Origin of the sequence: Chryseobacterium herbae (assembly GCF_025154075.1) — a bacterium.
In the GTDB taxonomy this organism is placed as follows: Bacteria; Bacteroidota; Bacteroidia; order Flavobacteriales; family Weeksellaceae; genus Chryseobacterium; species Chryseobacterium herbae.
The window spans coordinates 181,888-197,854 of the sequence record NZ_JAOAMU010000008.1 but is presented as its reverse complement, the minus strand read 5'-3'; the positions used below and the strand labels follow the sequence as shown (position 1 = coordinate 197,854).

At 39.2% G+C, this 15,967-nt stretch carries 11 protein-coding genes and 1 riboswitch; of the genes, 8 read left to right on the top strand and 3 right to left on the bottom strand.

What is annotated here, in order from left to right; translation table 11 throughout:
- Positions 1-243: 243 nt before the first annotated feature.
- Together fumC and N0B48_RS21610 are read right to left on the bottom strand one after the other, a co-directional pair.
- Positions 244-1,638 carry a class II fumarate hydratase gene (fumC, locus tag N0B48_RS21615; protein WP_259841466.1) on the bottom strand — a complete coding sequence of 465 codons (1,395 nt, stop codon included), beginning with the start codon at positions 1,636-1,638 and terminating at the stop codon, positions 244-246.
- 5 nt (positions 1,639-1,643) lie between these two features.
- Complete coding sequence (locus tag N0B48_RS21610) at positions 1,644-2,096, bottom strand: hypothetical protein (protein ID WP_259841464.1); 453 nt, start codon at positions 2,094-2,096, stop codon at positions 1,644-1,646.
- A 173-nt stretch (positions 2,097-2,269) separates the two neighbouring features.
- On the opposite strand from N0B48_RS21610, the gene N0B48_RS21605 reads away from it, so the two are divergent.
- A complete protein-coding gene (locus N0B48_RS21605; RefSeq protein ID WP_259841462.1) occupies positions 2,270-3,877 on the top strand; it encodes a fumarate hydratase in 1,608 nt (535 codons plus the stop codon).
- A 93-nt stretch (positions 3,878-3,970) separates the two neighbouring features.
- Positions 3,971-4,255 carry a hypothetical protein gene (locus tag N0B48_RS21600; protein ID WP_259841460.1) on the top strand — a complete coding sequence of 95 codons (285 nt, stop codon included), beginning with the start codon at positions 3,971-3,973 and terminating at the stop codon, positions 4,253-4,255.
- A 95-nt stretch (positions 4,256-4,350) separates the two neighbouring features.
- On the opposite strand, the gene N0B48_RS21595 is transcribed toward N0B48_RS21600, so the two are convergent.
- Positions 4,351-5,220, bottom strand: a complete 870-nt coding sequence (locus N0B48_RS21595; protein ID WP_259841459.1) for a helix-turn-helix transcriptional regulator — start codon at positions 5,218-5,220, stop codon at positions 4,351-4,353.
- Between the two features lie 151 nt (positions 5,221-5,371).
- Between N0B48_RS21595 and N0B48_RS21590 the strand changes: the two genes are divergently transcribed.
- The 6 genes from N0B48_RS21590 to N0B48_RS21565 all read left to right on the top strand — a co-directional run bounded on the left by N0B48_RS21590 (position 5,372) and on the right by N0B48_RS21565 (position 15,892).
- Positions 5,372-7,450 carry a T9SS type A sorting domain-containing protein gene (locus N0B48_RS21590; RefSeq protein WP_259841457.1) on the top strand — a complete coding sequence of 693 codons (2,079 nt, stop codon included), beginning with the start codon at positions 5,372-5,374 and terminating at the stop codon, positions 7,448-7,450.
- Between the two features lie 248 nt (positions 7,451-7,698).
- Positions 7,699-7,807: riboswitch (SAM riboswitch) on the top strand.
- A gap of 100 nt (positions 7,808-7,907) precedes the next feature.
- A complete protein-coding gene (locus tag N0B48_RS21585) occupies positions 7,908-10,328 on the top strand; it encodes a TonB-dependent receptor plug domain-containing protein (protein ID WP_259841455.1) in 2,421 nt (806 codons plus the stop codon).
- A gap of 7 nt (positions 10,329-10,335) precedes the next feature.
- A complete protein-coding gene (locus N0B48_RS21580) occupies positions 10,336-11,637 on the top strand; it encodes an APC family permease (protein WP_259841454.1) in 1,302 nt (433 codons plus the stop codon).
- Positions 11,638-11,789: 152 nt separating this feature from the next.
- Complete coding sequence (gene prfA / locus N0B48_RS21575) at positions 11,790-12,875, top strand: peptide chain release factor 1 (protein ID WP_073328887.1); 1,086 nt, start codon at positions 11,790-11,792, stop codon at positions 12,873-12,875.
- Positions 12,876-13,020: 145 nt separating this feature from the next.
- Entirely contained in the window at positions 13,021-13,695 is a 675-nt protein-coding gene (locus tag N0B48_RS21570; protein WP_259841453.1) for a hypothetical protein, read from the top strand.
- A gap of 94 nt (positions 13,696-13,789) precedes the next feature.
- Entirely contained in the window at positions 13,790-15,892 is a 2,103-nt protein-coding gene (locus N0B48_RS21565; protein WP_371830628.1) for a prolyl oligopeptidase family serine peptidase, read from the top strand.
- Positions 15,893-15,967 lie beyond the last annotated feature (75 nt).

Below are 15,967 nucleotides of genomic sequence, written 5' to 3'. Positions count from 1 at the left end.
ATAAAAAATTGTAAGTCAGTGTTTTAATAAAAATAAAAACCTCAGAATTTCTGAGGTTTTTCTAATGTTTTTTGTTTCACTCTTTTTCAAATGGGATGCCTTTGTTTACTCTTGTGATTATTAAACGCAAAGAAATACAAAGAATTGATTTTAATTTCTTTAAAGTAAGATAAACAAAGGCGTTTCACTTATTTCCGAAATACAAGGGCTTAAAATGCCTCAATGTTTTATATGTAACAAACCTTATTTCAGGCTTCCTACCATATCTTCCGGCTTCACCCATTCGTCAAACTGCTCAGCTGTTAAAAAGCCAAGGCCTACAGCTTCTTCTTTTAGAGTTGTTCCGTTCTTGTGCGCTGTTTTTGCAATTTTTGCTGCATTTTCGTAACCGATGTGCGTATTTAAAGCGGTAACAAGCATTAATGATTTGTCTACCAATTCTTTAATTCTCTCATGATTCGGTTCAATACCTTCCGCACAATGATCATTGAATGAAATACAAGCATCCGCGATTAACTGGGCAGACTGAAGGAAGTTGTACGCCATAACAGGTTTGAAGACATTAAGTTCGTAGTTCCCCTGAGTTCCCGCAAAAGAGATCGTAGTGTCGTTTCCGAGAACCTGAGCGCAAACCATGGTCATTGCCTCATTCTGCGTAGGATTTACTTTTCCTGGCATAATAGAAGATCCCGGTTCGTTCTCCGGAATATGAATTTCCCCGATTCCCGAACGTGGCCCGGAAGCCAGCAATCTGATATCCTGAGCTATCTTGAATAAAGAAACAGCCAGTTGTTTTAAAGCACCGTGAGATTCTACAATAGCATCGTGAGCAGCCAGAGCTTCAAATTTATTCTCAGCTGTAACGAAAGGATGATTTGTAAACTTCGCGATATATTCAGCTACTTTTACATCATAACCATTGGGTGTGTTTAGTCCCGTACCTACAGCGGTTCCACCCAAAGCAAGTTCAGAAAGGTGAGGAAGGGTGTTTTTTAAAGCTTTCAATCCATATTCAAGCTGAGCTTTATAGCCCGAAAACTCCTGTCCAAGCGTAAGAGGAGTTGCGTCCATAAGGTGGGTTCTCCCGATTTTTACAATGTCTTTAAATGCTTCTGCCTTCGCAGCAATTGTATTTTTTAATTTTTCAACAGCCGGAATTGTTACTTCAACCACTTTTTTGTAAGCTGCAATATGCATCGCGGTTGGGTAAGTATCATTGGAAGACTGAGATTTATTCACATCATCATTCGGATGGATTTCAGATTTATCGCCTAAAGTTCCACCATTGTTCACATGAGCTCTGTTGGAAACCACTTCATTGATGTTCATATTGGATTGTGTTCCTGAACCCGTCTGCCAGATCACCAGAGGAAACTGGTCGTTAAGCTTTCCTTCCAGGATTTCTTCACATACTTTAGCGATCATATCTCTTTTTTCTGCGGGAAGAACACCAAGATCCGTATTGGTATAAGCAGCAGCTTTCTTTAAAAATGCAAAAGCTTCAATGATTTCGTGAGGCATAGAACCCTCAGGTCCGATCTTAAAATTGTTTCTTGAACGTTCAGTCTGTGCTCCCCAAAACTTGTCGGCAGGCACCTGAACCTCTCCCATGGTGTCTTTTTCTATTCTGTAATTCATATTATTTATTTGATTTTTTCTTTTGTTAGTAGAGTGTCATCCATGTCTGGCATATTCATTATTACATCGTAACTTAAAAAACAATTTGGCCCAACTGATTTTAAGTTTAATTTCATATTGTTTTCTGAAAAATCGGAAATTGTTATAGTTCCTTTAGAAAAGACACATTTTTCAAAACGTGTTGAAGAAAATTTAGCTTCTTTTATATGAATAATGAATTCATTTTTTTCATTTGTTGTTACATCAGATTTTTGTACAGTAAACCTTTCATTTTGAAAATTAATGAATGAAAATGTAACAGAGTTTTGACTGTCTTCCACAACTTGAAATTGAATTGGATCTTCTCCAATTTTTCCTACCCAAGTTCCTGAAAGTTTGGAAATGTTATCTGATTTTTTCTGAGCAAAACTATTATTGCAAATAGCAAGAAAGAAAAGTATGATTAAAATATTTTTCATTGAACTTAAATAATTATTGCTTTTAAAAACTTTTATGGGAAAAATAAGTTTCTATAAAATTAATCATAAACTCAGAATCCCGCAATTTATAACCATTATAAATATCAATATGGATGAGTGATTTTACTCATGTTTTTTTAAGGATGACGTATTTTTGCACAAACAAAAATTGAATGGATTTTAGATATCAGGATCCGTATCCGATCCAGAAAGATGATACGGTGTATAAAAAATTGACATCAGACTATGTAAAGGTTGAAAAATTAGGAGAAAGAGAAATCTTAACCATTGATCCGAAAGGATTGGAGCTTTTGGCTGAAGAAGCTATGGCTGATGTTTCTTTCATGCTTCGTTCTTCTCACCTTGAAAGTCTCAGAAAAATCATCGACGATCCGGAAGCTACAGATAACGACAGGTTCGTTGCTTACAATCTCTTGCAGAATGCTGCTGTGGCGGTGGAAGGAGCTCTTCCTTCATGCCAGGATACAGGAACGGCCATTGTTATGGGTAAAAAAGGAGAAAGTGTTTACACCGGAGTGGATGACGGAGAATACCTGAGCAAAGGAATTTACAATACCTATCAGAAAAGAAATCTGAGATATTCTCAGGTGGTACCTTTGACGATGTTTGATGAAAAAAATTCAGGATCTAATCTTCCGGCACAGATCGATATTTATGCTAAAAAAGGAGATTATTATGAATTTTTGTTTTTAACGAAAGGAGGAGGATCTGCCAATAAAACATTCTTATACCAAAAGACAAAATCATTATTGAATGAAAAGTCTCTTGAAGCATTTGTAAAAGAAAGAATCTCAGACCTTGGAACGGCTGCGTGCCCGCCTTATCACCTTGCTCTTGTGATCGGAGGAACTTCTGCTGAAGCGAATCTTTCTGCCGTGAAAAAAGCATCTGCCAAATATTATGACCACCTTCCGACAGAAGGAAATGAAGGCGGACAGGCTTTCAGAGATCTTGAATGGGAAGCTAAAGTTCAGAAAATCTGCCAGGAAAGTGCTATCGGAGCACAGTTTGGAGGGAAATATCTTACCCATGATGTAAGAGTGATCAGACTTCCGCGTCATGCTGCTTCTTGTCCGGTAGGAATGGGAGTTTCATGTTCTGCAGACAGAAATATCAAAGGAAAAATCACAAAAGATGGGATCTTCCTTGAACAGCTGGAAGAAAATCCAAAGAGATTCTTACCGGATACGCCACCACACCTGGAAGAAGCTGTTGACATCAATTTGAACAAGCCAATGCCCGAAATACTGGCTGAGCTGTCCAAATATCCTATCAAAACAAGATTAAAATTAAATGGAACGCTGATCGTTGCCAGAGATATTGCCCACGCAAAAATTAAAGAAATCCTGGACAGCGGACAACCGATGCCTGAATATTTCAAAAATCACCCGATCTACTACGCAGGACCTGCAAAAACTCCGGAAGGAATGGCTTCAGGAAGCTTCGGACCTACCACTGCGGGAAGAATGGATGTCTATGTAGATGAATTCCAGAGCCACGGCGGAAGCATGATTATGTTGGCGAAAGGAAACAGAAGTAAAGATGTAACTACGGCTTGTGGTAAATACGGAGGCTTTTATCTGGGATCTATCGGCGGACCGGCAGCAATTCTTGCCAAAGACAATATTGTGTCTGTAGATATCGTAGACTTCCCTGAATTGGGGATGGAAGCGGTAAGAAAGATCGAAGTAAAAGACTTCCCGGCGTTCATCATTACGGACGATAAAGGGAATGATTTCTTCGCAGATCTTGCCCATTAATTAGTTTAAAATCAAAATAAATTAGAAAATAGGGCTTGTATGTTTTGTGTACAACGCAAAAAAGTCCTATTTTTGCCTAAAATCTTTAAGAGAATGATAACGATTTTATCAGCATTTTGGCCGTTCTACCAGTTCCTATGGACTGTATTCTTTATAACTATGTTCTTAGTAGGATTCTGGTGTATCTTCATGTTCTTCGGTTTGGTAATTCCAATGTGGTTAACTGAAGGTCTGAAAGAATATTTCGGAAAAGTAAAACCTTTTGATCCTGAAGATATCAGAAGAAAAGAACTTAACGAGCAGGAAGGCGTAGAAGTAGTCTTCAGCAATCCTAAAGGAAACGGACCTTTCCTACACGATCACGGACATCATCATTAATTGACTGTCATTGCTTTTTCACCTTAATTCTGAAAAAGTAATATCATAGCAAAACAACATATATAAACCGCTTAATTTTTTAGGCGGTTTTTTTATTATCCGTTTCTCAGTTTTTCAGGAGAGACTCCGAATTTCTTTTTAAATGCACGGGTGAAATTCTGTACATATTCATACCCGCATTCAATTGCAATTTCTTTGATCATAATGCCTTTGTCGATGATCATTTTCTTCGCTTTCAGCATTCTCAGTTCTGAAATATAATCGGAAACCGTCATCTGGTATTGCGCCTTAAATTCTTTCCTGATCTTATTCTGATTGATTCCAGTAAGTTTTCCGATATCTTCCGCACGGATATTTTTGTGATAATTTTCGTCAATGAATTTTTTGATCACAAAAGAAGTTCCTGGTTCGGCCTGTATGGTGTTTTTTTCATTGAACTGTTCAAAAATCAGAATCAGAAGTTTAATGATCTTGGCTTCCACAAATAATCTCTGTACCATTCCTTTTTTTGAATAACTGATCAGTTCATTCAGAATCATATGCATTTCCACAGTCATATAAGGTGGCGTCCTTTTATGAAGGAAAATATAATTGTTCCGGATCATGTTTTCCAGGATATCCGCATTTTCTTTGCTCGACTCCGGATCGATGAGGTTAAAAATATATTGATAATTAATCTGGATCTGAAAATATTTCAAAGCTTCCTGGCTTTCTGTCCAGAGTTCGGCTGTACTTTCCTGTGAAGAATAATGAAGAATGTACTGGTTTTTCCTGAAGAGAAATTTTGTCTCACAGTCATTGGCTTCCAGTTTAATATTAGGACTCAGCAGAAAAAGCAGGCTGAAACTTGCCCTGCTTTCAATCATATGCCATTTTGAAAACTTTTCAGGCTGTGGGTCTTCCTGCATGACGATCTTAATGTTGTCGGAACTGAATAGCAATCCGCTCCTGGAGAGATTCTTCATAGGAAATGATTTTACGGGTAGGGTACAATTTGAAATAAAAGCCTTGCATTGGATAACAAAAAGTTTGGAAATGATAACTCAGCGTTAATAATGAAAGGTAATTTTGCGCAAAATTAAATTAAATTTAGAATAATTAAAAATAATATTAGATATGTTTCAAAATTTACATTTTGCGATCCGTAAAATAGGAGCAGGTTTGGCCTTGCTAACCATCGCAGGAAGTTATCTATATGCCCAGCAATGGGAGGATGTAGGAGGTGTACCGGGAGTTTCAGCAGGAGGAAGCAGTTATAACAATCTGGCAGTAGATCAGGCTGGAAACTATTATCTTTCTTATTATGATACATCTGTGGCTAAAGGTTCTGTGCAGAAATTCAACGGGACTTCATGGTCTTATGTAGGAGGTACAGCAGGAATTACAGAGGGTACAGCAACTTTTAATTCATTATCCCTTGACGGTTTAGGAAATGTTTTTTACACCAATCAGATAGGATATCCGGGATCTGGAATTGCCGTTCGTCAGTTTAGCGGAACTTCATGGACACAGCTTCCAAAAGTTACGGAATCTTCCACAAACTATCATGCTTCTGCGGTTTCTCCATCCAATGTCCTGTTTACATTCGGGGGACAAGACTCAGGAACTGTACAGCGTTACGCAAACGGTGCCTGGGAGCAGGTGGGAAATACAGGCTTTTCAAACGGAGCATCATTTGCAGAAATGGTGATTGGGTCCAATCAGAAAATATATACGTGCAACATCGAATCAGGTGTGAGAGTATATGAGAACAGTACATCAGCAGTAGCTACAGATACATGGACACTGGTAGGAGGAACGATTGTAGATGCGGCTTCTTCTTCAGAACAGTACACGTCTGATATTGCGATAGATGGTAACAACAATCTGTATGTAGCTTATGTTGCGAGCTCAGCGAACGGTCAGAAACTTAACGTAAAGAAATTTAACGGAAATGCTTGGATACAGCTTGGTCAGGCTGATTTTTCTGACGGAAGGGTACAGCATGTAGCTATTGTAGTGACTGCATCCGGACAGCCCTTTGTGGCAGCCAGCCGTTTTGAGGATAACGATTTATTAAGAAATACAGTTTATAAGTTCGATACTGCTACACAGAAGTGGGTAACCTACGGAGGAGATTTTATTTCTGGCGGAGAAGCTAAATATAACGATCTTGCGATTGATAAGGCTAATAATTATCTGGTCCTTGCTTATTCCGAAGATGTGACCAAAGTGAAAAGAATTCCACTGAATGGAACACCTCCGGGATGTACCAATACTGATCCGGGAAGCAATGCAGGAGATACAGGCTGTGTGACTTTTACTTATCGTGGACAGAAGGTAACGTATTCAACGGTAAGAGGTGCTGATGGAAATATCTGGATGCAGCAGAACCTCGGAAGTTCTCAGGTAGCCTCTGCACTGGGTGATGAAACATCGTACGGTGATCTGTTCCAGTGGGGAAGATGGGACGACGGTCACCAGCTGAGAAATTCAGCTACGGCAGCACCTACAACACCGAATTCACCGGACGGATTGGCTGGTTCTAATGCTTTCATCATCGGATCGCCTTCATGGTGGGGTACTTTTGCAGCTACGGATAAATGGACCGCTTCCAATGCAGCGAATGTATCTGTAAATGTAGGAGCAGATCCTTGTATGGCTGCAGGACCGGGTTGGAAAATGCCTTCCCAGGCTGAATGGGCAGCGGCTGTGGAGTCAGATCATATAGCAAATCCGGGAACAGCTTATAATAGTTACCTAAAGCTGCCTGCATCAGGGTACAGAAGCTCTTCCAACGGAGCACTTACATTTGCGGGACAAAGAGGATATTTCTGGAGTTCTGACACCTCCAACTCAGGAGGGAAATACCTGTACATAGGTTCTACCATTGCCAATCCTTCTTCAGGAGCGATGAGAGGACAGGGATCTGCGGTAAGATGTATCAAAACAGGTTCTGCTTTAGGAACATCAGATATCATCAAAAATACTTCAGCAGTAGGGTTTTATCCCAACCCTACGAACGGTGTTCTTAATATCAAAGCAGATTTAATAATCGAAAACGTTAATGTAATCAATATGGTAGGACAGAAGCTGAATAATATCCAGTTCACCAATAACCAGATCAATATGAACGGACTTCCGAATGGAATTTATATTGTAGAATTAAAGTTAAAGAACGGACAGATTTTTTCTAAGAAAATTATTAAAAACTAAGTCCCGATACGTTTGATTGATCAGCAGGGGCTTTTTTAGGAAAGCCCTTTGTTGTAAAAGCATAAATTGATTTATTTTAAAAAAGGTTCATTACAATTACTTTTATCGTAAGGGCTCATGAAATCTTTCATGGGTCTTTTTTATTAATTTTCTCAAAGCTTAGGATGTTATTCTTCTTTTTTACAGATCGTCAGGAATATGTAAATCTGCTTTTTGCCAATTAAAAATATTAGTCTACTTTTGCAGTAGATTTATCAAGAAAGGTGGAGGGATTTGGCCCTATGAAACCTTAGCAACCTGCACGACTCTAAAAAGTGTAAAGGTGCTAATTCCAGCCCGTTGCGGGGAAGATGAGCAAAGTCACTATTCTGACAGCAATTCCATTTCTTGAAGTCTTTTTGTTATCTGCGGATCAGGTCTGCGGAAACATTTTATTATTAATTTACAATAACGAAAGATGAAAAAATTAAGTCTGTCTGTGATACTCCTGGGAGCTGTTTTGGTGAATGCACAGGAGCAGGAAAAAGGAACTCAGATCGAAGATGTGGTGATCGTAGGAAACCGGAATGCGAAAAGAACAAAACTGGAAACACCGGTTCCCGTAGACATTATCAATATAGAAAAACTGCAGAGATCTGCTCCGCAAACTACGGTTCAGGATCTTCTGAACTATGTGATTCCGTCATTTAATTCCGTGAGACAGTCTGCTTCAGATGGGACAGAACATATCGATCCCGTGACTTTAAGAGGAATGGGACCCGATCAGGTTTTGGTCCTGATCAACGGTAAAAGAAGGCACAGCACTTCATTGGTCAATTATCAGAATACCGTAGGAAACGGATCGGTAGGAACGGATCTGAGCACCATTCCCGTGATCGCTATCGACAGGATTGAAGTTTTAAGAGATGGTGCAGCCGCTCAGTACGGTTCTGATGCTATCGCAGGAGTGGTGAATATTATTCTCAAAAAAGACATCGGAGCATCTGCTTCTGCGTCCTATGGAATCAGTGGGAGAAATGATGGCGAAACCTATCAGGCGGGAATCAATTACGGATCTTCTTTGGGTAAAAAAGACAGCTATGTCAATCTTTCACTACAGTTGAGCCACCGGGGCAAGACAACAAGAACTCAAAATCATGATCTCGACATTTTCGGAAATAATTTTGCCTATGAATTTGCCAATGATCCTCTTGCCGCAAGAGCAGCCGATGATCAGAAATTAAGAGAAAGAGGGCTTACCCGTGATGATTTTAATTTTCAGATCGGAGATGCACAGATCCGACAAGCGCAGTTATTTTTTAACTCCGAATATCCGTTAAGTGAAAGCCTGAAACTGTATTCTTTTGGAGGTTTCAGTGTTAAAGAAGGAAAAGGTTTTGGTTTCAGAAGACTTCCAAGCGAAACATCCAACGTGGTGTCTTCTATTTATCCAAACGGCTTCCAGGCTTCTTTAGGCTCACAGGTTTACGATTTTTCATATGCTGTAGGTGCGAAATATAATGTGAATAACTGGTTCATTGATTTAAGCAACACATTCGGAAGCAATACATTCAATTACCATGTTAATAACACAAACAACGCTTCATTAGGGGTAAAATCTCCCACTAGTTTTTATGCCGGAGCGCACAGTTTCCTTCAGAATACAGTGAATCTTGATGTTTCTAAAAACCTGAATAAGTTTAATATCGCATTTGGTGGAGAATTCCGTTTTGAACAATATGAAATCAAGCCGGGCGATGAAGCATCTTACACGCGCTATGACATCAATGGAAATCCGGCAGTTCCGGGTTCTACAGTGGAAGGAAACGGAGGTTCACAGTCGTTTATCGGTTTTTCACCGGATAATGCTTTGAAGAAATCCAGACATTCAGCGGCGGTATATGCCGATGTTTCCTATGACATCGCTAAAAAGTTAAATATAGATCTGGCGGGAAGATTTGAAAATTATTCAGATTTTGGAAATACCTTCAACGGAAAACTTGCCGTGAGGTATGAGTTTGTAAAAAACTATGCAGTACGGGCGGCTGTGGGAACCGGTTTCAGAGCTCCTTCACTTCAGCAGCAGTATTTTAATAATTCCTATGCAGATATTTCTACTTCAGGATTGGGAATTGTGACCAAAGGAATTTTCAGGAACGACAGTGATGCGGCAAAAGCTCTCGGATTTGATAAATTAAAACAGGAAACTTCAGTAAACGCGAGTGCAGGATTTACGCTGAAACCAGCCAACAGATTGTTTATAACGGTTGATGGATATTGGATTAAAGTAAAAGACAGAATTGTAATCACAAGTAATATCGAAGATCCTAGATTGGCTCAGTACAACGTAGAAAGCGGAAGGTTTTTCGCCAATGCCATTGATACCGAGACAAAAGGAGTTGATGTCGTAGTCACCTACGACTGGAAACTTGGCGGCGGAAACTTGAATATCAACTTAGCAGGAAATTATACGGAAACGAAGATCAAAGACTTCCATTTTCCTGAAAAGCTGGTGCCTACACAGGATCAGTTTTTCGGCCCGGATCAGATCAATATCATAGAAACCCTTTCACCCAAAACAAAAGCTTCGCTGGGATTGAATTATGCCATCGGAAAATTCAATTTCATGGTAAGAAATACGTATTTTGGTCAGGTCATCAGAGACGGTTATCCGTTCGGAAAAGTACAGAGCTTCTCTCCAAAGGTCGTAACAGATGTGAGCGTAGGATATGATATAACGAAAACCATCAACCTGACCGTGGGCGCGAATAATGTATTTGATGTTTTCCCGGATCTTCAGATCTATGCGAATTCTTATTATGGAGTGTTTAAATACGCTCCGGTTCAGATGGGAACGCTGGGAAATTACTTCTTCGGAAGACTTAATTTTAATTTTTAACAGATCAATGAGTACTGCTACACACCAGATCGGCTGGAAAACCGCTACCGCTATCGTAGTTTCCAATATGATTGGGACCGGAATATTTACGACTTTAGGTTTTCAGCTGTCTGATATTACCAATACCTACAGCATTTTCCTGTTGTGGATCATCGGTGGGATTCTCGCTTTGTTCGGAGCATTTTGCTACGCGGAGCTTGGATCTTATTTCAAAGGAAACGGTGGGGATTATATCTATCTCAAAGAAACCTATCATCCTATATTTGGTTATCTGGTCAGCTGGATCTCTTTGATTATAGGATTTTCTGCACCGGTAGCGCTTGCTGCACTGGCGATGTCAAAATACCTTTCAGCTTTTAATTACACCTTTGGAAACGGTTTTGCGATCGGGTTCATATTTCTTGTGGCGGCAACATTATCGTTCAGCTTGAAGACTTCCAGCAGGTTTCATAATTTTTTCACCTTTATCAAAATTGCTTTTATCATTGTTCTCGTCATCCTTGGCGTGGTACTTCCGGGGTCCGCGGCAGGAAACAGTCTGGAATTTAGAAACAGCTGGCAGGATGAAATCATGCTTCCCGCTTTTGCAACTTCGCTGGTTTTTGTTACCTATTCCTACACTGGCTGGAATTCCGCATCATACATTGCGGGAGAAATAAAAGAAGTTCAGAAGAACCTTCCCAGAGCTTTGATTGTGGGGACGGTTTTCGTAACGGTGAGTTATCTTCTGGTCAATTTTATCATGCTGAAACATGCCCCCGTAAGTCAGATGGCCGGAAAAGAAGATGTGATGGGCGAAGCAGCGGGGAATATGCTGGGAATAGGTTTTGGAAAAATAGTCAACATTTTTATTGCTCTGCAGCTGATTGCGACGATCAGTGGTTATTTATGGGTCGGTTCAAGACTGACGCAGGCTTTTGCCACAGAAAATCATTTGTGGAGGTCATTGGCGGTCAATAATAAAAAGGGAATTCCGGTAAGAGCCATTTTTGCCCATGCAGTAATCGCTTCTGTGATTATCCTGACGGGAAGCTTTAAAGAGATATTTGTCTATACCGCATTTATCCTTCAGTTATTCGCCAGCCTCTCTATTTCTACGGTTTTCTTTCTTAAAAAAGATCAGCGGAAAATATTTAAATCCAATCTGTTCTATGTATTTCCGGCAGTTTTTCTGCTTTTCAGTATTTATATCCTCTATTTTACCCTCATTCATAATCCTAAAGAGAGCATTATAGGACTGGGAATTGTAGCATTCGGGCTTATCTTTTATGTTGTTGATAAAAAGTTTTTTAAAAAGCCATCACAATAAGTAAGGCCAAATCTTCATTAAAATCGCAGGGTGGAATTTTTGCCCCTTTTGTTTTAAGACAAAAGAATATATACCAAATACTTATGCTTTATAAAAATGGCATTGAGATTTGAATTAATAATTCTTATCTTTGCACTCTCAAAAATTGCAGAATGTCTAAATCATTAATTCCAAAACTAGAAGCTATTAAACAAAGATATAATGAGGTTGCAGACCTTATTATACAGCCTGATATCATTTCAGATCAAAAAAAATATTCTTCTCTGAACAAAGAGTACAGTGATTTGGGAAAGATTGTAAGAGTGTACGATCAGTATAAAGGTGCTTTAGATAATATTGCAGAATCTGAAGAAATCATTGCTGACGGCTCAGACAGAGATTTAGTAGATATGGCTAAGGAGGAAAAAGTAGAAGCTCAGGCTAAACTTCCGGGATTGGAAGAAGAGCTTAAGGTTTTATTGATTCCTAAAGATCCTGCCGACGACAAAAACATTATTGTAGAACTTCGCGCTGGAACAGGAGGTGATGAAGCTGCTATTTTTGTGGAAGACGTCTATAGAATGTATTCTATGTACTTCAAAACAAAAGGCTGGAAACATGAAGTAACCGATTCCAATGAAGCTGCAAAAGGCTACAAAGAACTGATTATGAAGGTGGAAGGAGAAGGTGTTTACGGAATTATGAAATTCGAGTCCGGAGTTCACCGTGTACAGCGTGTTCCTGAAACGGAATCTCAGGGTAGAGTTCATACCTCTGCCATCACAATTGCCGTATTACCGGAAGCAGAAGAAGTGGATTTCGAACTGAATCCTGCCGATATTGAAATGCAGACATCCCGTTCAGGAGGAGCCGGAGGTCAGAACGTAAACAAGGTTGAAACAAAAGTTCAGCTGACGCATAAACCTTCAGGTATGGTGGTTGTTTGTCAGCAGGCACGTTCCCAGCTGGCTAACCGTGAATTGGCAATGGAAATGTTGAGAACCAAACTATACGACATCGAATTGCAAAAAGTTCAGGGTGATATTGCAGCACAACGTAAATCAATGGTTTCTACCGGTGACCGTTCTGCAAAGATCAAAACCTACAACTATCCTCAGGGAAGGGTGACAGATCACAGAATCAACAAATCCATGTATAATCTGGATGCCTATATGAACGGAGACATCTCTGAAATGATTGATGCCGTAATCATGGCAGAAAATGCAGAGAAAATGAAAGGAGAAGAAGAAAACTATTAAAAACAGATATATCAATCAGGCTCTTGAATTTCAAGAGCTTTTTTTTGCTTTAAATTTGGCATATTAAAAAACTACAGGAATTAGTCTGGAAACTGAATGAGTCCTATTTTAAAAGCTTAAATCATTAGAAAAATAAAATATCAATATGAAAAATTTTAAGATTATTATATTGCTGATGCTGGCGGTTCTAAGTCAGAATCTGATGGCCCAGACCGAGGTGAAAAAACCTTCGGAAGTCTTCGAAATGTACTTCGGTACTTTCGTTAATAATGATACCGCTATTCTGAATAAACTGAACGATTATTTAAAACCAACCGTAGAAGGTGATACGGCTTATCAGGTTGATTTTAATACAGTATCGCTGGAAATGATGAAAGAAAGCACGGATCATTTTTTATCCGTTTTTCCCAAAGCAACGGCTGATGCATGCAGAAAAGAAGCAGAAGGATACTTTAGTGCGATGATGGAGAATTTCAAAAAAGGAAAACTCATCGTTAAAGACGTAAAAATAGTGCAGAATGAACATGTAGAAGACCAGAAAATTGCTGAGGTAAGTTATTCCGTGAGTTTCAGGGTTCCTGCAAAATTTTCCGACATACCAGCGGGGGATATTAAAAATGTAAAGCCGGAAGAGCTTAAAAAATACCTGCTACAAAGTGTGCAGGATTTTAAAAATGCTGACAAGACAGTCGTTACTGAACAAAAATTTAGCCTGTATCAGTTGAATGAGGGCGGAAAAACATACTATTGGAATGGCAGTCCTGACGAAATGGTTTCTGGATTGACTGATTTTTACTTTGAAAGTTTTGGATCGAAATAAAATTTCATAGAAAATATTTTTATGACAGAAAGCCCTGGTATCAGGGCTTTTTTTATTTCATATACTTTATGTATTTTTGAGAAAACCCTTGATTATGAATTTTAAACCACTTTTATTAACCGCTGGAGTCCTCTCTTCAGCAACTTTTTATGCTCAAAAAATGAATTATCCTAATGCCATAAAGGGAAGCCAGACAGATACTTATTTTGGTGCTGCTGTAGCCGACCCTTTCAGAGATCTTGAAAATGATTCTGAAGCTACAAAGAAATGGGTAGACGATGAAGTAGTCTACAGCCAGAATTATCTTGCTAAGATTCCTTTCAGAAATAAGATCAAGGATCAGCTGAAAGATATCTGGAATTACGAAAAAATTTCAGCACCTTTCAAAGAAGGAGATTATACCTACTATTCTAAAAATGACGGCCTTCAGGCGCAGTCTGTCCTATACAGAACAAACAATAAAACCAAAGCAACAGAAGTATTTTTAGATCCTAATAAATTTTCAGAAAAAGGAACCACTTCGCTTTCCAATATGTCATTCAACAAAAAAGGAAATCTGGCTGCTTACTCTATTTCTGAAGGCGGAAGCGACTGGAACAAGATCATCATCATCGATGCCATCACCAAAAAACAGATCGACGAAACACTTCTGGATGTAAAATTCAGTGGCATTTCATGGCAGGGTGATGAAGGATTCTACTATTCAAGCTACGATAAGCCGAAAGAAGGAACCGTACTTTCAGGAATGACGGATAAGCATAAAGTATATTTCCATAAATTAGGAACCAAGCAGTCTGTAGATCAACTGATCTTCGGAGGTGATAAAACGCCCAGAAGATACCTTGGGGCAGATGTTTCTGAAGACCAGAGATACCTGATTATTTCTGCAGCTGATGCAACGAATGGAAATGAACTGTATATCAAAGATCTTAAGAAAGGCGGTGATTTTGTGCAAATCAACAAAGGATTTGATATCAATGTCAATATTGTGGATACACAGGGAGATGATCTGTTTATCTTTACGGATAAAGATGCTCCGAATATGCGTCTGGTAAAAACAAGCATTGCCAATCCTTCCCCGGAAACCTGGAAAGATGTTATTCCGCAAACAGAAAATGTTTTAGGAGTATCTTCAGGAGGCGGATACTTTTTTGCAACGTATATGGTGGATGCGATCGATCAGGTAAAACAGTTCGATAAAACAGGAAAGCTGGTAAGAGAAATTACACTTCCGGGAAAAGGAAATGTAAGTGGTTTTGGAGGTAAAAAAGAGGAAAAAGAGCTTTATTTCTCTTTCAGCAACTATATCACACCGGGAACCACATATAAATTTAATGCAGATTCAGGGAAATGGGAAGTTTATCAGAAGCCGAAAGTGAAATTCAATCCGGACGATTATGTTTCTGAGCAGGTTTTCTATACTTCAAAAGACGGGACGAAAGTTCCGATGATGATCAATTATAAAAAAGGAACCAAGCTTAACGGTAAAAATCCTACTATTTTGTATTCTTACGGTGGGTTTAATATCAGCCTTCAGCCTTCATTCTCGGTGGTCAATGCTATCTGGATGGAAAACGGAGGAATTTATGCCGTACCGAATATCAGGGGTGGCGGTGAGTATGGTAAAAAATGGCATGATGCAGGGACGAAGACCCAGAAGAAAAATGTTTTCGAAGACTTCATCGCTGCGGGAGAATATTTACAGAAGAAAGGCTATACTTCAAAAGAATATATGGCGCTGTCCGGAAGATCAAACGGAGGACTTCTTGTGGGTGCGACTATGACGATGCGCCCTGATCTCGCCAAAGTCGCTTTCCCTGGTGTAGGCGTTCTGGATATGCTGAGATACAACAAGTTCACAGCTGGAGCTGGCTGGTCATATGACTATGGAACGGCAGAAGACAGCAAAGAAATGTTTGAATACCTTAAATCTTATTCTCCTGTTCATAATGTGAAAAAAGGAACGTGCTATCCTTCTACAATGATCATTACAAGTGATCATGACGACAGGGTGGTTCCGGCGCACTCATTCAAATTCGGAGCCGAGCTTCAGGAAAAACAGGGATGTAAGAATCCAATTTTACTAAGAATTGAGAAAAATGCAGGTCATGGTGCGGGAAGAGCAACCGAGCAGGTCATCAGTGAAAATGCGGACCTTATTTCATTTGCTTTATATGAAATGGGAATTAATAAATAGTTATAAATAACAAAAAAAGAACCAAAGTGGCTAATTTTATTAAAATTAGCCACTTTTTTTAATTGTACTATGTTA